Below are 18,487 nucleotides of genomic sequence, written 5' to 3'. Positions count from 1 at the left end.
CCACCAACGCCCCAGACCTTGCCCCGGTCCGCTGACCGCGAGCCGTGGACCGGAGATACGTTTATCGTCCCGTGAAATTTATACCATATAGTATAACATGAGGAGAGTATGACGGAAGACCTCGCGGACACCGAGCACCTGATCATCGCCTACCTTCGGTCGCACCCGCCCGAGGAGTGCATGCTCGACAAGATCTCCATGGGGATCGGAAAGAGCAGGGCCACCGTCCTCAAGTACCTCTGGACGCTCCACGCAAAGGGGATCGCCGATTTCCGGGAGATCGGGCGGAATAAACTGTGGATGGTAAAGCAGGCGCCGGAGGATGGTCCGGCAATAGCAATCCGCGAGGATACGGAAGGCACGCCCCGTGGTCTTCGAACACTCGCCTCGGCGGCTTTCGAACTCCATGCCCTCCTGATCAGGGAGGCGGAACTCGAAGACAGTCTTGACCTCCCGGAGGCCCTCATTCTGACGGTGAGCAAGGATCTCAGGATCCTCGCCCGAAACCGGCTTTTCGCCTCCCTCTTTCCAGGGGCAGCGAAGTTCTCCGATCTGGTCCACCCGTCCCAGGCCGCGAGGCTCGAGCACCTCGACCGGTCGGCGAACGGGGCCGCCACCTCAATCGAACTCGACCTCGCGGAGAAGACGGGGGTCTACCGGCCCTACCGGTTCACTCTTGTTTCCCCCGGCGCAGGAGATCCGCCCGGCGCCCGGGTCCTCATCGGCGAGGACCTTGCGAGCAGGAGAAGGACCCGGAGGCACATGGAGGCACTTCTCTATATCATCAGGGCGGCTGGCACCGCAGGAGGCGAGACCGAACTCCTGCAGGAGACCCTGAAGGGGGTTCGCGAGAGTCTGGTGCCCTTCGTCCAGGGCAGCGTCGTGATGGCCGACATGCGCGTCGCCTACAGCACGTTCCCGGTCTCCGCAGAACTGCTCAAAGCTGTCTCGTCCCTTCTCTCGGGCTGCATGGCAACGCTTGAGACCGTCTCCGAAGCCATGGAGGACGACGTTCTCCGCCGCCTGGCTGCAGGGGACGGCAGCACGATCGATTACATCGTCGCCGTCCCGATCATCGAGGAGGAGCGGGCCGTCGGTGCCGTGCTCCTCTTCCTTGAGTCCGGCGTCGGTGCGACGGAGATCGAGAGCGTCGAGATCGTCGCAGACGAGATCGCAAGCGCCTTGAAGATGCAGCGGCTCGACCGGGAGCGGTCGGAGTTCGTCAACACGCTCCTCGCGATGAACGCCGTCTCCACCATCCTGAACACCGCGAGCGATGAAGAGGCGATCCTTGAGCGGTCCATCGAAGCGGCCATGGGCTCACTGGGCTTTGAGATGGGCTGCGTCTATCTCAAGGACGATCGGGACGAGATGGTTCCGAGGGTTCAGCGGAACATGCCCGAGAGCCTCAGGAAGATGTGCATATCGGGCGTCTTCGACGGACTCTTTGAGCGTGCATACAGGGAGCGCAACGTCGTGTATCTGCTCTCCGGGACGCCGGAGTACGAAGCCCTCATCGACCCCGCCATCCGGGCGCAAGGTGTCCGCACGCTGCTCATCCTCCCGATAAAGGTCGCCGACCGGGTAGTCGGCCTGCTGAATATGGGTAGCAAAGAAGAGAAGCACTATCTGCCGACGAGCCTTGAGAACCTCTCCTCCATCGGGCTCCAGCTCGGCATCGCCCTCGAACGGTCGAGGCTTGCCCGGGCGCTCGGTACGGCGCTGCACACGGATGCCGGAGGGGGGTAGCCGGTCCGTCCTGCTTTACCGGGGCGTTCCCCGGCAACCCTCACTTCTTCCGTCCGCTCCGGATTCGTGCGGGGAGAGAACGGGTGCGGGGACACCCCATCTCCGGGGCAGGCTCCATTCAGAGACAGAACCGACTATTCGAGGCGACACTCCCTTCATCCGGCGATCGACGCAACGTTTAAGGCCGGTGACGATCTCTCGCCGCCCATACCCGACACCTCCGGACAGGGGACGGGGAACTAACGAGGAGAGAGAAGGAATGGTAGAGATTGGCTATAAACTCTTCACCGAGGCGCACAGTGCGTCCGAACTGGTACACAACGCAAGACTTGCCGAGGATGCCGGTTTCTCGTTCGTGAGCATCAGCGACCACTACCTCCCGTGGATCTCGAACCACGGACATGCCGGGTTTGCCTGGTGCACCATCGGCGGGATATCCCAGACCACCTCGCGGATCAAGGTCTCCACCGGCGTGACCTGTCCGCTGATGCGCTACCACCCGGCGATCGTCGCGCAGGCCGCTGCAACCGCAGCGAGCATGATGCCGGGAAGGTTCGAACTCGGCCTCGGGACGGGAGAGAGCTTAAACGAGCACATCATCGGGGGCATCTTCCCGACGTCCGCGCCGGTGCGGCTCGATATGCTCCGGGAGGCGGTGAATATCATCAGGACACTCTGGAAAGGCGGGATGAAGGACTACTACGGCAACTACTACACCGTCGACAACGCACAGATCTTCGAACTGCCCGAGCAGCTCCCGAAGATACGGATCTCGGCGGAAGGGCCGATGGCGGCGGAGGTCGCCGGTGAGATCGGCGACGCGCTCATCCACTACGAACAGAAGCCGGAAGAGGTCATCCAGACGTTCCGCGCTTCAGGCGGCGAGGGCAAATCGTGCATGGTCGAGACCGCGGTCTGTTATGGCCGAAGTGTTGACGAGGCGAAGCGCACGGCATACGAGTGGTTCCCCGTCGCGGCAAACAAAGGGGAACTGAACTGGATCGTCCCCACCCCGACGCACTTTGAGCAGATGCAGCAGATGGTGACGCCGGACGATGTTGCGAAGAAGGTCCTCTGCAGCTCCGACCCGCAGAAGATTATCGAGAAGGTGGGCGAGCTTGCCGATATCGGCTACGACAGCATCCTGCTCCACCAGGTGGGCCCGGACCAGGAGAGGTTCATCAACCTCGCACATGACACCATCCTGCCGGAGTTCGGGATCAAGCCCCCGCGTGTCGAGTCCGAGGGCAGGATGGTCCCCGGCCCGGGTCCTGCGCCGCGGTGAGGCGAGGGCCGGCGATTCTCTTTTTGCAGGACCGGCAGACGACCTCGCTCCGCGGATCGATCCCGGCATTTCCGAACGCCGGACAGGTGAAAGTCTGCACAGGTTCCGGTGCCGGAGCAGAGGCAATGAAAGGCGGCACAGGAGGATATCGCCGCTGCGTGCTGTCGGGGCCTGCCGGCGAACTTCATAGAGGAGCGACGAACGGTCGCACTCCTGCTATCCGGAACATAGATGTGCGGATCTCCAGGCCAGGGCAATCACATCGCCAAAAAGGTATTCACAAGTATTTAGTGCGTGGGAGAGATCGGTGTTCTTATTACCGCTCCTGAGCGAATATTCGGTCATGCGGAGTTTGACGACCGGTATTCTACTGGCTTTCCTGCTTCTGGTGCTGATCGCCGCAGCGGGATGCACCGCTGCCGATTCTGCGGCAACCGCCGGGCCTCCGGGGCCGCTCAACGCCGCAGCAGATAGCGCGGTGGTCTCTGGCCGGATGCATGTAATGATACTCGAGGGAAGAAACGAGGCGCTCGAGTACATCGTCTCGGGCGAGACGGAGGAGAAGATGGAGTTCCTCGTATGCATGATCCGGGCAGGCGCTCTGAACGACGAGATCCAGGAGATCATCGGCACGAGCGGAGAACCCGGGCGAAAACTCCTGAAAGAAGAGTACGGTAAGGCCGATGAGGCCCGTACAGCGGCGATGTATTCTGCTCTTGCGGTATTTGAGGAGTACGAGGCAAACGGAAACGTCTCGGCTCCCACCCTTCAGGCGTTTGAGGACGACGTCGGGCGGTTGAGGTCGGCCCTCGATCGGTTTGCTGATGTCTACCGTGCCACGCTGCCCGATGACGGCAGGGACCTCTCCGGGGACGCGGCTGCGGCCGTCACCCTCCTCGCGATGCAGGAAGAACTGCTGGAGTCGATCGGAGAGTCATATAAGTACGTCATTCTCGGCAACGTCGAGGAGAAAGAGAAGTTCAGCGCGGGGATGGACCGGTTCGCGGCGGGAGCAGAGGCGTTCAACGCAACAGCCTACCTGCACGCCGGCGGGAACGCCGCAGTTGCCGGGGAGTACCAGGCGATGATGGTGGCCGTCGCGGAGTACCGGTCGGCGACGGACGCCTTCTTCTCCGTATACGAGAGAGACGGGTGGATCTCTCCGGAGGCATTTCACACCTACGAAGACGCCGTCGATGAGATGAGGACAGCGTACGGCGTACTCATGGCGTCGGTCCTGGCAAACACGTAGATGCCTAGCTCCCACGCTTTTTTGCGAGGTACGGGCAATGCACCGCCGGCATCTCCCGGACACAACAGACCCCGCGACACTACTTGCGGGCACTCTTTCCGATATACCATCCGGTAACCGCACCGACCGCGATGCCCGCAATCACGCCGGGTATTCCGGCAAGCATCACTCCCACGACCGCTCCGATTACCGCTCCGACGGCGGCATACTCGCCTGCAACATCTGCCATACCTCCCCTGTGCGCCCCTCCGCCGTATCTAACTGCCGGGATAACACTTAAGAGACTGTTGGAGCATCCCGGTAGACGGGATGACCGAGAATACCAGTACCGTGATCGTCCGGGACCTCATGGCAGAGTTTGCCGGTCTGACCGGGCTTGACCCACCCCGGACCCGCCCACGGCGCTACCTCTGGACGGATGCTTATGCGGTCTGCAACTACCTCGAACTCTTCCGGCGGACGAATGACAGAGCCTACCGCGACCTCGCCCTCCGCCTCGTCGACCAGGTGCACCACACCCTCGGCCGGCACCGCGACGACGACCCTCGCACGGGCTGGATCAGCGGGCTCCCCGAAGAGGAGGGCGAGGCCCATCCCACCCGGGGCGGTCTCCGGATCGGCAAACCGCTCCCCGAACGAAAGCCCGACGAACCGTTCGACGAACGGCTGGAGTGGGACAGGGACGGGCAGTACTACCACTACCTGACGAAGTGGATGCACGCGCTCAACCGTGTGGGCCGGGTCGCCGCCGACCCGGTCTACGTCCGGTGGGCGACGGAACTTGCAAAGGCCGCCCACGCAGCGTTCACCTACACACCTCCCTCCGGCGGGGGGAAGAGCATGTACTGGAAGATGAGCGTCGACCTCTCGCGGCCGCTCGTCCCGGCGATGGGGCAGCACGACCCGCTCGACGGGCTCGTCACCTACAGCGAGGTCCGGGCGGCGGCCGGGGGGACCGCTCTCTCGGCCGAGATCGCCGATATCGCCCGCATCTGCCGGGGAGGGGGCCTTGCCACGAGCGACCCGCTCGGGATCGGCGGCCTCCTCTTCGACGCCTGGAGGCTGGCGCAGCTCGGTCGTGCCGGGTCTATCCACGAAGACCTGCCGGCCTCCGTCCTCGACGCGGCTCTCGCGGGCCTCACCGCCTTCGCACGGGGCGGGACCCTCCGGCACCCTGCAGACTACCGCCTCGCCTTCCGCGAACTCGGCCTCTCGATCGGGCTTCGGGCGGCCGGTGCTCTTGCCGAGCGCGTGCGGGAGAATCCGGCCCTCTCCCGGCGGGCGGACGCTCTCCTGCAGTATGTGCCGCTTGCCGATGCAATCGAGGGGTTCTGGACGGACCGGAGAAACCAGGAAGCCGGCACCTGGACCGGGCACCGGGAGATCAACATGGTGATGCTCGCCACCAGCCTCGCACCCGGGGAGTTCCTGGCAATCTGAGGGCGCGGCTCCTGCAGCCCCTCCTTCACCCGGAGGACTTCGAAACCCATACCCTTTTTAAACAGAAGCGTAGATCCGGGATCGACCGGAGAAATGAATCATGGCATCGAAACTGATGGATTACTTCAACAAACAGCCGAGGATCGGCATCCTCAGCACCGCAAACAGGGAAGGAAAGGCCGACGCGGCGGTCTTCGGCTCGCCGATGATGGTCGACGAGAAGACCGTCGTCATGGGGCTCGGGAAGAACCGCACGTTTGAGTACCTGCAGGAGAACCCGAACGCCGTCTACACGATCGTAGAGAGCGGAGAGACGATCATGGACTGGAAGGGGCTCCGGGTCTACCTGAGGATGAAGGAGTACGCGACCTCCGGGGAGATGCTGGAGACCTACCGCAAACAGATCGCCAGTGTCGCAGGCGAGGATGCGGCGGCGATGATCCACGCCTCGGTGACGTTCGAGGTAACGGAAGTCCGGCCCCTCGTCGATATGGGCCAGGGCTGGGAGACATCCGTCTGAAGGCCCCACCGGGGGATAGGGGGCGGGAGAGGGGGACGAGGCCCCGGCACACCCTGTCAGGCCTCCGGGCAGTCTCCCCCCTACTCCGAGAGGAACAAAAATATACGCCGCAGGTTCTCGTTGAGCGGTTTCTTCTTCTGCCAGGTCTCTTCGAGCGGCGTGCATGCGAGGTCGCCGCCGACCTCCCCCACCATGCACCCGCTCCGCCCTTCGAGCAGGGCCTCGACGGCCGCGGCACCGAGGAGGCTCCCGAGCACCCGGTCGCGCAGCGTCGGCGGCCCGCCCCGCTGGAGGTGGCCGAGGACGACGACGCGGGAGTCGAAATCGAGGCGCTCGCTAACCTCCTTCGCTATCTCAAAGGAGATGCCCGGCGTCTTCCCCTCCGCCACCACCACGATCGCGCTCTTCTTTCCTATGGTGAACCCTGCGCCGATCCGCTCGCTGATCCGGGCTATCGAGAGGTCCTCTTCCGGGATGACCAGTTCCTCGGCGCCGCCGGCGATACCGCTCTCGAGTGCCAGGAACCCCGCCGTCCGCCCCATCACCTCGATGAAGAAGAGGCGCTCGTGCGACCGGGCCGTGTCGCGGATGCGGTCGATCGCCTGGACCGCACAGTTCGCTGCCGTATCGAACCCGATGCAGTAATCGGTCCCGTAGACGTCGTTGTCGATGCTCCCGGGAACCCCCACGAGCGCCGCCGTATCGTTCTCGGCGGCAAGCAGGCTTGCACCGTGGAACGTCCCCTCGCCCCCGATCAGGACGATGCCGTCGAGCCCCATCCGGTCGATGGCCTCCGCCGCCCGGCGCCGTCCTTCCTCCGTATAGAAGTCGGGGTTCCGGGAGGTCTCGAGGACCGTGCCGCCGAGGTGGATGATGTTCCGGATCGCCCCACGGTCGAGCGGCACCGCATCGCCGGTAACGAGCCCGGCATACCCCCGGCGTATCCCGACGACGGCAAGGTCGTGGGCGAGCGCGGTCCGCACCGCCGCCCTGATACAGGCGTTCATCCCCGGAGCGTCGCCGCCGCTCGTCAGGATCCCGATCCGTTTCATGGCTCCCCCGCATCGTCGAGCGCTTCGACTCCGGGAAGTACCTTTCCCGCAAGCACCGTGAGCGCGGCCCCGCCGCCCGTCGAGACGTGGGTCATCAGGTCCGCAAGCCCGAATCGCACCACCGCGTCCGTCGTCGACCCGCCGCCGATGACCGTGGTGCCGTCGAGGTTGGCGAGGGCCGCGGCAACCCGGCGCGTCCCCTCCGCGAACTCCGGGATCTCGAAGACGCCCATCGGCCCGTTCCAGACGACGGTCCGGCATCTGCTCAGCTCGCGGCTGAACTCGTCGGCGGCCCCGGGCCCGATGTCGGCGATGACCCGGTCCTCCGGGATCTCCGCGGCAGGCACGACCACAGCCGGCGAGCCCGCTTCCAGCCTCTCCGCGACGACGACGTCAGGGGGCAGGAGGAGGCGGACGCCGCGTTCGGCCGCCTTCGCCTCAAGCCTCCCGACAGCGTCCAGGCGGTCGGCCTCGAGACGCGACCGGCCGGTCCCGTAGCCCCGGCCTGCAAAGAACGTCGCCGCCATGCCTCCCCCGACGATGAGGAGGTCCACGCGGGGGATGATGTTCTCAAGGACCTCCAGTTTGTCGCTCACCTTGGCCCCGCCGATCACCGCGGCGAACGGCCGCTCGGGGTTCTGGAGGATACGCGTAAAGGCGTCCAGCTCCTTCTCGAGCAGGAGCCCGGCGACCGCCGGCAGCCGTCCCGGCACGCCCACGACCGAGGCATGGGCCCGGTGGGACGCGCCGAAGGCATCGTTGACGTAGACATCCGCGAGGCCCGCGAGGCCCTCCACGAAGGCCGGGTCGCCTGTCTTCTCCTCGGGGTGGAACCGGAGGTTCTCGAGGAGGACGATATCCCCGCCGCTCATCGCCGCGACCGCGCTCTCCACCTCCGGCCCGACGCAGTCGCGGAGCGCGGCGACCGGCCGGTTGAGGAGAACCGAGAGCCGGTTCGCGACGAGGGCGAGGCGCAGCCGTTCCACGACCACCCCCTGCGGCCGGTCCAGGTGGGAGCAGAGGATGACCCGTGCATCCCGCTCGCAGAGGTAGCGTATCGTCGGCAGGCTGGCCCGGATGCGGGTGTCGTCGGCGATGTCGCCGTCGTCGTCGAGCGGCACGTTGAGGTCGGCGCGGACGAGCACCCGCTTACCCCTCACGTCGATATCCCGGATCGTCTTCTTCCGTCTTGTGATCACGTTCTGCATACCAGCGTACCCCCGGAGCAGCGGGGAACGGGCAGGCCTTACCAGTCTTCCCGGCCGGCCCCCTGCCGTTTCCCCGCAGAATTACGATGCTCCAGTCCATACGTGCATTGGCATATATACTGTTCGCCGCACCGTCCCGGGGGAGCGGTCGACCTCCTGAGAGGCAGACGCCCGTCGAACAAAGATCTATCCGGTGCGGAGCCCCATGCCCGGCTCAAGGACTGGACCGACGCGGCTCTCTCGCCCCGCGACTATGGGGTGCTCGCAAGGCCTGAACCAGCAGGGGGCCGGCCGGGAAATGCGGTGCGGAACAGGTGTCCCTCAGCCGCCGGGCAGCAGTCCCGAAGATCCTCCCGTCACGGGTAACCCGCACTGCAGGATCGGTCTTTTTTGGATCTCCCGGCGAACATCATACACGAAAAAGAGGGATCTTTTTTCATCGAGGAGGATCGGATAGTGCAGGCAAGGAGTGCGGGCACCCCCAGGCGGGTCGTCGAGGTCGTGCGGGACAGACATGGGAACGATATCGAGATCTTCGACCCTCCCTTCTACCGGAAGGAGTTTGAGGACGCGTACCGGTTCATCATCGACGACTACACCATAACGCCAAGAGAGATCGGGCTCTTTCTGCCCTGCGCCGTGCGGAAACCCTACAGCCAGAGCCCGAGCCATAAACTCTTCCGGCGGGTCATCGACGGTGTCCTCGACCCGGCGGACTACCATATCGTCATCTTCGGCACCTGCGGGACCGTGCCTGCGGAACTCGAGTGCATGTACCCCTACAGGAACTACCACTACATGCTCGGCAAGGCCACGGACGAGCGGATCCGGCGGGACTTCCACCGGATCGAGGTCTACCGGCTGAAGGGCTACCTCGAAAAGACCCGCGAGACCTACCGCCGCCGGCTCGCCTACTGCATCGGACCGTTCCGGAAAGCGATGGTGGAGGCCTCAGAAGAGACGGGGATCGCCGTCGACATGCTCCCCTCCGACCCGATGATCGAGCGGCTCTACGACATCGACTGCCCGTTTCCCGAGGGCAGCCTCTCGATGCAGGAGTACATCGAGGAGTTCGAGGCGGAGCTCATGCAGCTCTCGCGGTCGGTGCAGAGAGGCGGCCTGCCGGGCCTGGAGACCTGCCCGGCCGGGAACCTGCGCACCGCCGCGGCGGAAAAATGATTATTTGGGTTTATAGTAGCCCCACTTCTCGAGGGCCTCCCCCAGTTCGGGGGCCTTCTTTGCCTTCTCGTCCAGGGTCTGGCCGTCCTGCCAGGCCTCGATCGCCTGCATCGCGGCCATCGCGCCCGCCCGCGTACCCTTCGGGTGGCCGTGGATGCCGCCGCTGACGAGGAGGACGAGCTCCGTGCCGTAGATATCGAGCACGTCCGGGACGAGGCCTGGGTGGAGGCCGCCCGACGAGACCGGGAACGCGCTCTTGATGCTGCCCCAGTCCTGTTCGAGGGCTGTGTGCTCCAGAGCGTTCGTATGCTTCTCGCGGAGCACATCCGCAAGCAGGGTGGCCTCGGCCCGGGTGCCGACGAGTTTCCCCACCGCGGTCCCAGTGTGGATCTGCGAGACGCCGATGAGCCGCATGATCTTTGCCAGGAACTGCATCGTGATCCCGTGCTTCTCGTCCCGGTCGAAGGCCGCGTGCATCGCCCGGTGGGCGTGGATGGCAAGGCCGAGGTCGGAGCAGTAGTCCCGGAGGGTCGCGACGGCGGAGGTCCCGACCACAACCACGTCGATCATCGCGTAGTTCCAGCCGTGGTCCGCGAGCATCTTTGCCCGCTCCTTCATCGTCTCCGTATCGGCCGTGATGTTGATGAGCGCGGATTTCACGTCGCCGGTCTCCTGCTCGGCCCTGTCGCGCAGTTTCGTCATGGCCCGAACACGGTCGTCGAACCGGTTGAACGACTGCGACGTCAGGTTCTCGTCGTCCTTGACGAAGTCGAACCCGCCCATCCAGGTCTCGTACCCGACTTCGGCATGCTCCTCTGCCGTGAACCCCACCTTCGGCTTGGGGACCGCACCGGTGAGCGGTCTGCCGTGGACCTTCATCATATCCCGGATCCCCTCGATACCGAATTCCGGCCCCTTGAAGTGCCGGAGGTATTCGGCCGGGAGCGAGGCGTCGATCAGCCGGAGGTTTCTGATAGCCTTCATGCCGAAGATGTTTCCGGCGATCCCGCTCAGGAGCTGGGTCGCGTTCCCCTCCTCCCAGAGGGCAAGAGGGTAGGCGATCTTCACGTAGTTCCCCTCGATCTCGAACGCCTTCGCCTGGAGGTCACGCATCCGGGGCGGCAGGGTGAAGAGCGTCGTCCAGGTCCCGGTCGAACTCTCCGACGCGATCCTCCCGATTGCCTCCTCCTTGCTGATCCCTTCGGCCGGTTCGAAGTAGTAGAGTGCCACGATCTCGTCCGGGCCCGGGGCGTGGTTTAAGTCGACAAATTCCTGATACCAGTCAATCGCCATAACATCACCTCTTGAAGGAAGGGGTGCCCGGGTAGAAAAACCTTCCATTCGGAGCAGGGGCAGAGAGGGCCGCGATCACTTTCCCCCCGCAGGCGCCGGGTTTATCTGCCGGTGAGTCGAGAAGAAGGCAGAAGGAGTCTTATGGAACGAACCGCCGATAACTTGCGCCCGCTCTTCGACTACGACGCGGGAAGACCGCCCGCGATCGAGATTGCCGGCACCGAAATCTCGGTCAGCGACCTGACCTACCAGACTGCCCCGGATCGGGGGGTTCGGGCCTACCTGGTGGCCCCGGCAGAAGTTGACCGGTCGAAACGCTCCGCTGCCATTCTCTTCCTCCACCCGGGACTTGGTTCCCGCGCCACGTTCCTCGCCGAGGCCGTGGCCCTTGCCGGGATGGGTGCGGCCTCCCTGCTCGTCGAGGCCCCGTGGGCCCCGGATACGGCAGCAGCCTGGGGTCAGGCAGTCACGGATCCCGAGGAGGCCGTGCGGGAGCATAACCGGACGGTGATCGACCTTCGCCGGGGGATAGATCTCCTCGTAGCGCAGCCGGGCGTCGATCCGGACCGGATCGGGTTCGTGGGCCACAGTGTCGGGGCGCTTTTCGGGGCGGTGCTCGCCGGCGTCGATCGGCGCCTCCGAGCCGCAGTCCTGATGACGGGCACCGGAAGGTTTGTCGACGTCGCCGCCGTGAACCTGCCCGACCTGCAGGGCGAGAAATTCGAGCATTACCGCCGGACGCTCGCGGAACTCGACCCTGCCGCCTGGGTCGGCCATGCCGCACCCACCCCGCTCCTCTTCCAGGCCGCTCTTCGAGACGAGTTCTTCACGGAGGAGCAGGCCCGGGAGTTCTTCGAGCAGGCGAGCGAACCGAAGTCGCTCGAGTGGTACGACGCGGGCCATTTCCTTGACGAAGCAGCCCGCCGCGACCGTGTCGCGTGGCTGGCCGGGGTGCTCTCGCTGGAGCGTTCCCGGTAGGGAGAAGGAATGGTTGATTGCTACTAAAAATATTTTTTATTATAAATGGTAAACATTTTTATCTGCGGGATTCTTACTAGTACGTGGCCAGGCGTCGTGCGCGATGGAACCCTGCCTGCGCCGCGTCCGCCATACCCTTCCAGTGCGCTACTGCACGTCCTCTATACAGACTTTTTTTGCATCTGCCGCCGGCCCCTGCATTACGACGCACCGGACTCTCCGGTATCTTTCAGGACGGGTTTTCCGCCGGTCGGCCGAACACAGGTCGCTACGGCATGACTCCCGACCCGCGGCGGGACCATAACCTTCTTGTCGCGTGGGTGTGCTTACGGCCGCAGGTGTTTCGAGCATGACCGCCGACAGGGTAAGAGAGCACACGGCACCCGCCGTCAACGCCCGGATCGACCACGAGATTGCCTGGCGTCTCCGCTATCTCGCGATGAAGGGCGACGCCGGGATCACGGCACGTATCCTTGAGCTGGACCGTGAATGGGATGTGGAACGAGCGCTGGAGGCGAATGCAGCGCTTCTCGGGACGACGGGACTTGCCCTCGCGGTCGTCCGCCATAACCCGCGGTGGCTCATCCTGCCGGGCCTCGTCCTGCCGTTCCTGCTGCAGCACGCCGTGCAGGGATGGTGCCCGCCGCTCGAGGTCTTCCGGCGGCTGGGGTTCCGGACGAGAAAGGAGATCGACCGGGAGAAGTACGCCCTGATGGTGTTGCGCGGCGACTTCGCGGACCTCCCCTCCGCCCTCACAGGTTCGCCGGCAGAACGTGCCGAAGCGGCCCTCCAGGCAGCGGATGCGTGGAGCGCGTAGCAGTCGGGGAGAAACCCCCGGAGTGTGTGCCGCCCCGGAGGAGATCATTGCGGTGGGTCAGGATAGGTGGGTTGTAGGAGAGCCACTCGATCTTCTCCCCGCCGGACCCGTCCCAGGGGCGGATCCGGCCGTTGACTGCGGTACCCGCTGACCGGGCACTGCCGTTCTGATGTTGTCCGGACCAGATATCCGGGGCAGCTGCCTGAGTACATGCCTGTGTGGTTCCGGCCGGAGGGCGCTCCCCGGGGTCCGCCGCAGGTGCCGGAAGTGCGGCGGGCAGGGAGAGCCGCTTCGGCTCCGGTTATTGCGCTGCCCCCTGCGGTGGGAATGAATCCGCACCGCTACACAGAACTCGGTCCGGCCGGAGATGTATTGCTACGATGGTTGCAGTGGAACCATTGAACCCGCCGGTTCAACGCTCACGGCAGGCTGTCGGCAAGCTCGCGAATGTACCTGAGCGCCGACAGCGCGTCCTCACGCTTCCGGTCGACGGCATGCTCACCGGCAAACGCAAGGAAGCGGGCAAGGTCCTCCGGGTCCACCGTCCCCTCCGCGGCCTCGACGATCGCATCGTAGGTCCTCTCGGGGAAGTAGAGCCTCTGTGCGGCACTGAGAAGTTCTCGTGCCGCACCGGCCCCGATCGCGCCCCGCGCGAGCGCCTCCTGCAGGGTCGCCCGGATGTTCACGAGCGGCTCGGAGAGCGGGACGAAGGTCTCGGGGTCGAAGACGAGCGCCACTTCGTCGTCGGCGACGAGCCTCCCCTCCCGGTAGGCCCGGTAGATCTCGCCGACGCCCTCCATCCCGAGGCTGTCGAGCTCCGCGGCCCGGAGGGCTCCCATGCTGGAGGCGCCGACGACCCGCACCCCGGCCCGGAGCGCGGCGAGGACCTCCCGGTGGGCGACGGCGCAGTCCTGGAAGAAGACGCCGTCGATGAGCCCGACGATCCGGGCTCCGGCCCTTGCGGCCTCCGCTATATCTCCCCGCTTCGCCGGAGGACGGTACTCGGCGTCGAGGATCGCCCGGGCGGAGGCAAGGTCACAGCTGGGACCGAGGAAGACGACGATTCCGGGCGTCACGGCACCTCCCCCCGATCCGGTCCTGGTCCATTGCGTAGACTTCCAACCCCGGCACGATCACCCGGACGACCGGGATGCCGATCTCCGGCCGGGTCAGGTCGACCACGATCGCCCGCGAGAGCCCGGATGTTGCGAGCCGGCCGGTGACCCGATCGATGTCGGTGAGGAAATCATCGCTGTCAAACGACGGCATGGCCGCAAACTCGACCGAACCGTTCTCCGCGAACCAGTGCCGGTTCAGCCGCTTCGTCCGCTCGTAACCGATCCGCTTCCTGACGTCCGCCGTATCGGTGTCCTCCCGGGCGCCGTGGATCTGGGTCAGCCGGCTCTGGGCGACCTCCGTGAGTGCCCGGAGAACGGCGATCCCGGCGCTCGTGTGGGATCCCATCCCGATCGTCAGGAGCGTCGGGTCTTTGAGCACCACGTCGTCGGCGACCGCGGCCACCGTCGGGATCCCGGTGTCGCTCGTGATATCCCTGAGCGTGACCTCGACCCCGGCGGCCGCGAACTTCGCGAGCAGGTCGGCCGCAAGCCCGTCAGTGACCCCTTCGATCCGCGGCCCGGTCTTTTTGGTCACCTCGACGAGCGACCAGGCGTCGCGTTCGACCACCTCCATCAGGGCGTGGAACGTCGCCTCCTCAAGTGTGTTCCCGGAGGCGAGCCCGTTGGTGTTGGTCCTGAAAAGGCGGCCGCAGGTCACCGGGAGGGGGTGGAAGACCGCGTGGGCGGGGACGAGCACCTCCTCGCCCTGCACGATATCATATCCCTCCACCCACGGGACCACCATATCGGCCGGGACCCTCTCGGGGAGGATCAGGTCCGCCGGGTCGAGAGCGGTTCTTTCGGCCGAGACCTCGCTGTACCTCCCGGTGACGATCTCCCGGTCGGCCATCTCGCCCGAGTAGCGCTCGATCCCCTCCATCATCGCCGAGACTTCCGCCTCGATCGGGGTGGCGCCCTTGCCGTTGTAGACCGAGATCGCCCCCGCCTCAGCGGTCGGGCGGATGCTCGAGAAGACTGGGATCCCGATCCGGTCGAGATTCGTGATATCGGCGATCCGGGTGATCCCGGCGGCCGGGAGCTTTGCCCGTGCCCGCTCCAGTGTCTCTTCCGGGGCGACTGTGCGCTGGGTCTCCTTCGCGTAGGCTTTGCGGCAGGACTGCAGCCGGATCATGCGTCGCCCCCGGACGACTCGCCCGGCACCCAGCGCTCGCCGCCCTCCCCGATCTCCTTCTTCCAGATCGGCACGCTCTCCTTGATTCGCTCGAGGATGTACTCGCAGGCCTCAAACGCCTCTTTCCGGTGCCCGGCACCGACGACGATGAGGAGTATGGTCTCGCCGAGCTGGAGAGACCCGACACGGTGGACGATATCCACCGACTCGATCGGGTATTCCCGCATTGTCTCGTCGCGGATCAGTTCCAGTTCGCGGACCGCAACCTCTTCGTAGACCTCCAGTTCCATCCGCTCGATACCGCCGTCGTCCCTGACGACACCACAGAAGGTGACCAGGGCTCCCATGCCCGGTCTCTTCGCCGCCTCGATCATCGCGCCTGCGTCGATGACATCCCTGGTAATACCGATCATAACCTCATACCCCCTCATCCGCCCGCGACCGGCGGGAAGAGGGCGATCTCGTCCCCCTCCGCAAGAACGAGAGCATTGCGGTCGGCTTTGCCGATCCGCTTCCCGTTTCGCATCAGGATGACATGCGCCCGGAGCGCCCCGGTCTCATCGAAGATTGCATCGCTCTCGTCCCCGGCACGGCCACGGAGCGCGGCGAGAACCGCTGCCATCGTTGCCCCATCGGGGAGATCAAGCGTCGACTCCCCGCCGAGGATCTCCCGGAACCGGGCGAACGTCTTCACCCGGACCTTCATGGTCTCATCCCTTCACCGCAGGCAGGGCAGTCCGGCCGCCGCTCCACGGCGTACGTCTCAAGCGTCGTCGAAAGGCCGTCCCAGATGAGGAGCCGGTCCAGCAGAAGGTCGCCGGCACCGGTGATATACTTGATCGCCTCGTTCGCCTGAATGAGGCCGATGATCCCCGGTGTAGTTCCGACGACCGGGAAGACCTCGCCGGGCGGGGCCTCCGGGAAGAGGCACTCGAGGCAGGCAGTCCGGCCGGGGACGAGGGTCGTTGCCTGGCCGTCGAATCCCCTGATTGCACCGTGGATGAGCGGCACGCCGGACCGGAGCGCCTCCCGGTTCAGGAGGTAGCGGGTCGGGAAGTTGTCCATCGCATCCACGATCAGATCGGCATCACCCACCAGGTCCCGGACGTTCGCCTCGTCGATGGTCTCCTCCAGAGCCTCTATGTGGACATCCGGGTTTGCCTCCCGGAGTTTCGCCTCTGCCGATTCGGCCTTAGGGGTACCGAGATCCCTCTCCCAGTGGAGGACCTGCCGGTTCAGGTTGGTCCGGTCCACTGTATCCCGGTCCACAAGGCGGATCTCCCCGACACCGGCGACAGCAAGGTAGAGGGCGATCGGGCAGCCGAGACCCCCTGCCCCGGCGATGAAGACCTTCGCCTTCTTCAGCCGTTCTTGACCCGCCTCGCCGAAGAGGAGGATCTGCCGGGCGTAGCGCTCCTGTTCCCGCTCGGTGAGCATACCGTTATCCTCCATTCGCGGTCGGTGTTCCGTGCCGCGCCCGGTAGTCGTCGATCGCCTTGTGGATCCCCTCTTCGGCGAGGACCGAGCAGTGAAGTTTCTGGGGAGGCAACCCCTCCAGCGCCTCGGCAACCGCCCGGTTGGTGACCGCCCACGCCTCTTCGAGGGTTTTGCCCTTGATGAGTTCGGTGGCCATCGAGCTCGACGCGATGGCGGCGGCGCACCCGAAAGTCTTGAACTTTGCATCCACAATCCTGTCCTCTTCGACCCGGAGAGTTATCCGCATGATGTCGCCGCAGGCCGGGTTCCCGACCTCGCCGACACCGTCCGCATCCGGGATCTCCCCCATGTTCCGGGGGTTCATGAAATGGTCCATAACTTGTTCGCTGTACATAGAGATCACGCGTTATCGTTAGGGCTGAGCGGCGACATCTCCCGCAGGCGCTCGATCACCCGGGGGAGGGCGGAAAGAACGTAATCGACGTCCTCATCGGTGTTCCGGGAGCCGAGGGTGAGGCGGAGCGAGCCGTGGGCGTGCTCGGGTGGGAGGCCACAGGCGGTCAGGACATGCGAGGGCTCGAGCGACGCCGAGGTGCAGGCGCTCCCCGTCGAGCCCGCGATCCCGAGGGCGTCGAGCGAGAGAAGGATCGACTCCCCCTCGACGTAGCGGAACGCCATATTGACGTTGTTTGCGAGCCGCTCGGTCGGGTGGCCGTTCAGACGGGTATCCGGGATAGAATCCAGGATCCCCCGGATCAGCCGGTCCCGCATCGCGGCGAGCCAGGCGGACTTCTGCGGCATCTCGGCGACCGCAAGGTCGATCGCCTTCCCCATCCCGACGATCCCGGGGACATTCTCGGTCCCGGCCCGGCGGCCCCGCTCCTGCGCCCCGCCATCCATGAGCGGCTTTACGCGGGTCCCCCGCCGGATGTAGAGCGCTCCCGTCCCCTTCGGCCCGCCGAACTTGTGGGCCGAGAGCGAGAGGAGGTCGATCCCGAGCGCATCCACGTCGATCGGTATCGCCCCGATCGCCTGGACGGCGTCGGTGTGGAAGAGAATGCCATGGTCGTGGGTGACTCCCGCGATCGCGCGGACCGGCTGGATCGTCCCGATCTCGTTGTTTGCGGCCATCACCGAGACGAGGACGGTCTTCTCCGTGATCGCCTCCTCGACCGATGCCGGCTCCACCCGGCCGAACTCGTCGACCGGGAGGTAGGTGACCCGGTAGCCCTGCTTCTCGAGGGCCTGGCAGGGGTGGAGGACCGCGTGGTGCTCGATCGCGGAGGTGACGATATGATCGCCCTTCTTCCGGTTCGCCGCCGCCACCCCTTTGATCGCCCAGTTATCGGCCTCGGTCCCACCGGAGGTGAAGAAAATCTCATCCGTGCTCGCCCCGATCGCCGCCGCCACCCGTCCCCGGGCCCTCTCCATCGTCACCTGCGCCTCACGGGCGAGGGCGTAGATCGAGGAGGGATTACCGAACCGTTCCAAGAAGCAGGGGAGCATCTCTTCGACGACCTCCGGCCGTACCGGCGTCGTCGCCGCATGGTCCATGTAGATCGGCCGCGATCTCCCGTCAACCATGGCGTTCACACCGCACTCTTACTCTGCACAAAGGTATTTGTTCTCCGAAGATAAAATTAACAATTGTTAACATCACTGTTAGATCTGCTCCGGAACCATTAAAAGTTGTGGTATGATGAAACTCCCCTGCCAGTTGATTGTATGGAACGTGTTGCCCGCGATCCGGGCTGCGATCGCTGAAGAACTGAATGCCATGGGCGTTTCCCAGCTGGAGGCCGCCCGCCTCCTCGATATGACGCCGTCGGCGATCTCGCAGTACCGCACCGGGAAACGTGGGTACCGGATTGTCTTTGAGGGCGAGGTGAAAGAGTCGCTCAGCCGGCTTGCACAGGACCTCCAGGCCGGCCGGGTAGACGACCTCGCCTCCCGGATATGTGAGATCTGCACGCAGATCCGCGAAGAGAACCAGCTCGGCGGGTCGTGCGACACGGAAGCGTGAGGAG

At 65.1% G+C, this 18,487-nt stretch carries 20 protein-coding genes; 9 read left to right on the top strand and 11 right to left on the bottom strand.

Annotation, left to right across the window (positions count from 1 at the left end; all coding sequences use genetic code 11):
• The first annotated feature begins 108 nt into the window (after window positions 1-108).
• The 3 genes from F8E02_RS09290 to F8E02_RS09280 all read left to right on the top strand — a co-directional run bounded on the left by F8E02_RS09290 (window position 109) and on the right by F8E02_RS09280 (window position 4,286).
• Entirely contained in the window at window positions 109-1,749 is a 1,641-nt protein-coding gene (locus tag F8E02_RS09290) for a GAF domain-containing protein (protein ID WP_317065254.1), read from the top strand.
• Between the two features lie 259 nt (window positions 1,750-2,008).
• Window positions 2,009-3,034, top strand: coding sequence for a TIGR03557 family F420-dependent LLM class oxidoreductase (locus tag F8E02_RS09285; RefSeq protein ID WP_317065253.1), 1,026 nt, complete (start codon window positions 2,009-2,011; stop codon window positions 3,032-3,034).
• Between the two features lie 502 nt (window positions 3,035-3,536).
• Complete coding sequence (locus tag F8E02_RS09280; protein WP_317065252.1) at window positions 3,537-4,286, top strand: hypothetical protein; 750 nt, start codon at window positions 3,537-3,539, stop codon at window positions 4,284-4,286.
• Between the two features lie 79 nt (window positions 4,287-4,365).
• Here the strand turns inward: F8E02_RS09280 and F8E02_RS09275 are convergent, their stop codons facing one another.
• Complete coding sequence (locus F8E02_RS09275; RefSeq protein WP_317065251.1) at window positions 4,366-4,515, bottom strand: hypothetical protein; 150 nt, start codon at window positions 4,513-4,515, stop codon at window positions 4,366-4,368.
• Window positions 4,516-4,595: 80 nt separating this feature from the next.
• Between F8E02_RS09275 and F8E02_RS09270 the strand changes: the two genes are divergently transcribed.
• Entirely contained in the window at window positions 4,596-5,726 is a 1,131-nt protein-coding gene (locus F8E02_RS09270) for a hypothetical protein (protein ID WP_317065250.1), read from the top strand.
• 100 nt (window positions 5,727-5,826) lie between these two features.
• Complete coding sequence (locus tag F8E02_RS09265; RefSeq protein ID WP_317065249.1) at window positions 5,827-6,246, top strand: pyridoxamine 5'-phosphate oxidase family protein; 420 nt, start codon at window positions 5,827-5,829, stop codon at window positions 6,244-6,246.
• An 80-nt stretch (window positions 6,247-6,326) separates the two neighbouring features.
• On the opposite strand, the gene pfkA is transcribed toward F8E02_RS09265, so the two are convergent.
• Together pfkA and F8E02_RS09255 are read right to left on the bottom strand one after the other, a co-directional pair.
• A complete protein-coding gene (gene pfkA, locus F8E02_RS09260) occupies window positions 6,327-7,298 on the bottom strand; it encodes a 6-phosphofructokinase (protein ID WP_317065248.1) in 972 nt (323 codons plus the stop codon).
• Window positions 7,295-8,506: a phosphoglycerate kinase gene (locus F8E02_RS09255; RefSeq protein ID WP_317065247.1), complete on the bottom strand. Its 1,212-nt coding sequence runs from the start codon at window positions 8,504-8,506 to the stop codon at window positions 7,295-7,297. The genes pfkA and F8E02_RS09255 overlap by 4 nt, the downstream gene beginning before the upstream one ends.
• Window positions 8,507-8,962: 456 nt before the next feature.
• Here F8E02_RS09255 and F8E02_RS09250 point away from each other — a divergent pair, with 456 nt between their 5' ends.
• The gene (locus F8E02_RS09250; RefSeq protein ID WP_394357927.1) at window positions 8,963-9,685 is read left to right on the top strand and encodes a DUF5591 domain-containing protein; all 723 of its coding nucleotides are present in this window, start codon (window positions 8,963-8,965) and stop codon (window positions 9,683-9,685) included.
• Here the strand turns inward: F8E02_RS09250 and rbcL are convergent, their stop codons facing one another.
• Window positions 9,686-10,978, bottom strand: a complete 1,293-nt coding sequence (rbcL, locus tag F8E02_RS09245) for a type III ribulose-bisphosphate carboxylase (protein WP_317065246.1) — start codon at window positions 10,976-10,978, stop codon at window positions 9,686-9,688. It lies immediately after the preceding gene.
• 141 nt (window positions 10,979-11,119) lie between these two features.
• Between rbcL and F8E02_RS09240 the strand changes: the two genes are divergently transcribed.
• Both F8E02_RS09240 and F8E02_RS09235 read left to right on the top strand, forming a co-directional pair.
• A complete protein-coding gene (locus F8E02_RS09240) occupies window positions 11,120-11,956 on the top strand; it encodes an alpha/beta hydrolase (RefSeq protein WP_317065245.1) in 837 nt (278 codons plus the stop codon).
• A gap of 349 nt (window positions 11,957-12,305) precedes the next feature.
• Entirely contained in the window at window positions 12,306-12,773 is a 468-nt protein-coding gene (locus tag F8E02_RS09235; RefSeq protein ID WP_317065244.1) for a hypothetical protein, read from the top strand.
• A gap of 419 nt (window positions 12,774-13,192) precedes the next feature.
• Here the strand turns inward: F8E02_RS09235 and F8E02_RS09230 are convergent, their stop codons facing one another.
• From F8E02_RS09230 to nifS, 7 genes are read right to left on the bottom strand one after another with little or no spacing between them, the layout of a single operon-like run.
• Window positions 13,193-13,849: a TfuA-related McrA-glycine thioamidation protein gene (locus tag F8E02_RS09230; protein ID WP_317065243.1), complete on the bottom strand. Its 657-nt coding sequence runs from the start codon at window positions 13,847-13,849 to the stop codon at window positions 13,193-13,195.
• Window positions 13,809-15,023: a YcaO-related McrA-glycine thioamidation protein gene (locus tag F8E02_RS09225; RefSeq protein ID WP_317065242.1), complete on the bottom strand. Its 1,215-nt coding sequence runs from the start codon at window positions 15,021-15,023 to the stop codon at window positions 13,809-13,811. The genes F8E02_RS09230 and F8E02_RS09225 overlap by 41 nt, the downstream gene beginning before the upstream one ends.
• Window positions 15,020-15,436 carry a molybdenum cofactor biosynthesis protein MoaE gene (locus tag F8E02_RS09220; protein WP_317065241.1) on the bottom strand — a complete coding sequence of 139 codons (417 nt, stop codon included), beginning with the start codon at window positions 15,434-15,436 and terminating at the stop codon, window positions 15,020-15,022. Before F8E02_RS09220 ends, F8E02_RS09225 begins: the two co-directional genes overlap by 4 nt.
• Window positions 15,437-15,450: 14 nt before the next feature.
• Window positions 15,451-15,729, bottom strand: a complete 279-nt coding sequence (locus F8E02_RS09215) for a ubiquitin-like small modifier protein 1 (RefSeq protein ID WP_317065240.1) — start codon at window positions 15,727-15,729, stop codon at window positions 15,451-15,453.
• The gene (locus F8E02_RS09210; RefSeq protein WP_317065239.1) at window positions 15,726-16,460 is read right to left on the bottom strand and encodes a HesA/MoeB/ThiF family protein; all 735 of its coding nucleotides are present in this window, start codon (window positions 16,458-16,460) and stop codon (window positions 15,726-15,728) included. Before F8E02_RS09210 ends, F8E02_RS09215 begins: the two co-directional genes overlap by 4 nt.
• Window positions 16,461-16,464: 4 nt before the next feature.
• The gene (gene nifU / locus F8E02_RS09205) at window positions 16,465-16,854 is read right to left on the bottom strand and encodes a Fe-S cluster assembly scaffold protein NifU (RefSeq protein ID WP_317065238.1); all 390 of its coding nucleotides are present in this window, start codon (window positions 16,852-16,854) and stop codon (window positions 16,465-16,467) included.
• Window positions 16,855-16,859: 5 nt separating this feature from the next.
• The gene (nifS, locus tag F8E02_RS09200; RefSeq protein ID WP_317065237.1) at window positions 16,860-18,044 is read right to left on the bottom strand and encodes a cysteine desulfurase NifS; all 1,185 of its coding nucleotides are present in this window, start codon (window positions 18,042-18,044) and stop codon (window positions 16,860-16,862) included.
• 112 nt (window positions 18,045-18,156) lie between these two features.
• On the opposite strand from nifS, the gene F8E02_RS09195 reads away from it, so the two are divergent.
• Complete coding sequence (locus tag F8E02_RS09195; protein ID WP_317065236.1) at window positions 18,157-18,483, top strand: transcriptional regulator; 327 nt, start codon at window positions 18,157-18,159, stop codon at window positions 18,481-18,483.
• Window positions 18,484-18,487: the final 4 nt, after the last annotated feature.

Source organism: Methanoculleus caldifontis (genome assembly GCF_032842345.1).
In the GTDB taxonomy this organism is placed as follows: domain Archaea; phylum Halobacteriota; class Methanomicrobia; order Methanomicrobiales; family Methanoculleaceae; genus Methanoculleus; species Methanoculleus caldifontis.
Note: the sequence above shows the minus strand (reverse complement) of the source record. Positions and strands in the feature narration are given on the sequence as shown.

Bases quoted from the DNA above. Each gene is read 5' to 3' on its own strand.
- F8E02_RS09290 (WP_317065254.1), top strand. From the start codon at position 109: ATGACGGAAGACCTCGCGGACACCGAGCACCTGATCATCGCCTACCTT.
- F8E02_RS09285 (WP_317065253.1), top strand. From the start codon at position 2,009: ATGGTAGAGATTGGCTATAAACTCTTCACCGAGGCGCACAGTGCGTCC.
- F8E02_RS09280 (WP_317065252.1), top strand. From the start codon at position 3,537: ATGATACTCGAGGGAAGAAACGAGGCGCTCGAGTACATCGTCTCGGGC.
- F8E02_RS09275 (WP_317065251.1), bottom strand. From the start codon at position 4,515: ATGGCAGATGTTGCAGGCGAGTATGCCGCCGTCGGAGCGGTAATCGGA.
- F8E02_RS09270 (WP_317065250.1), top strand. From the start codon at position 4,596: ATGACCGAGAATACCAGTACCGTGATCGTCCGGGACCTCATGGCAGAG.
- F8E02_RS09265 (WP_317065249.1), top strand. From the start codon at position 5,827: ATGGCATCGAAACTGATGGATTACTTCAACAAACAGCCGAGGATCGGC.
- pfkA (WP_317065248.1), bottom strand. From the start codon at position 7,298: ATGAAACGGATCGGGATCCTGACGAGCGGCGGCGACGCTCCGGGGATG.
- F8E02_RS09255 (WP_317065247.1), bottom strand. From the start codon at position 8,506: ATGCAGAACGTGATCACAAGACGGAAGAAGACGATCCGGGATATCGAC.
- rbcL (WP_317065246.1), bottom strand. From the start codon at position 10,978: ATGGCGATTGACTGGTATCAGGAATTTGTCGACTTAAACCACGCCCCG.
- F8E02_RS09240 (WP_317065245.1), top strand. From the start codon at position 11,120: ATGGAACGAACCGCCGATAACTTGCGCCCGCTCTTCGACTACGACGCG.
- F8E02_RS09235 (WP_317065244.1), top strand. From the start codon at position 12,306: ATGACCGCCGACAGGGTAAGAGAGCACACGGCACCCGCCGTCAACGCC.
- F8E02_RS09225 (WP_317065242.1), bottom strand. From the start codon at position 15,023: ATGATCCGGCTGCAGTCCTGCCGCAAAGCCTACGCGAAGGAGACCCAG.
- F8E02_RS09220 (WP_317065241.1), bottom strand. From the start codon at position 15,436: ATGATCGGTATTACCAGGGATGTCATCGACGCAGGCGCGATGATCGAG.
- F8E02_RS09215 (WP_317065240.1), bottom strand. From the start codon at position 15,729: ATGAAGGTCCGGGTGAAGACGTTCGCCCGGTTCCGGGAGATCCTCGGC.
- F8E02_RS09210 (WP_317065239.1), bottom strand. From the start codon at position 16,460: ATGCTCACCGAGCGGGAACAGGAGCGCTACGCCCGGCAGATCCTCCTC.
- nifU (WP_317065238.1), bottom strand. From the start codon at position 16,854: ATGTACAGCGAACAAGTTATGGACCATTTCATGAACCCCCGGAACATG.
- nifS (WP_317065237.1), bottom strand. From the start codon at position 18,044: ATGGTTGACGGGAGATCGCGGCCGATCTACATGGACCATGCGGCGACG.
- F8E02_RS09195 (WP_317065236.1), top strand. From the start codon at position 18,157: ATGATGAAACTCCCCTGCCAGTTGATTGTATGGAACGTGTTGCCCGCG.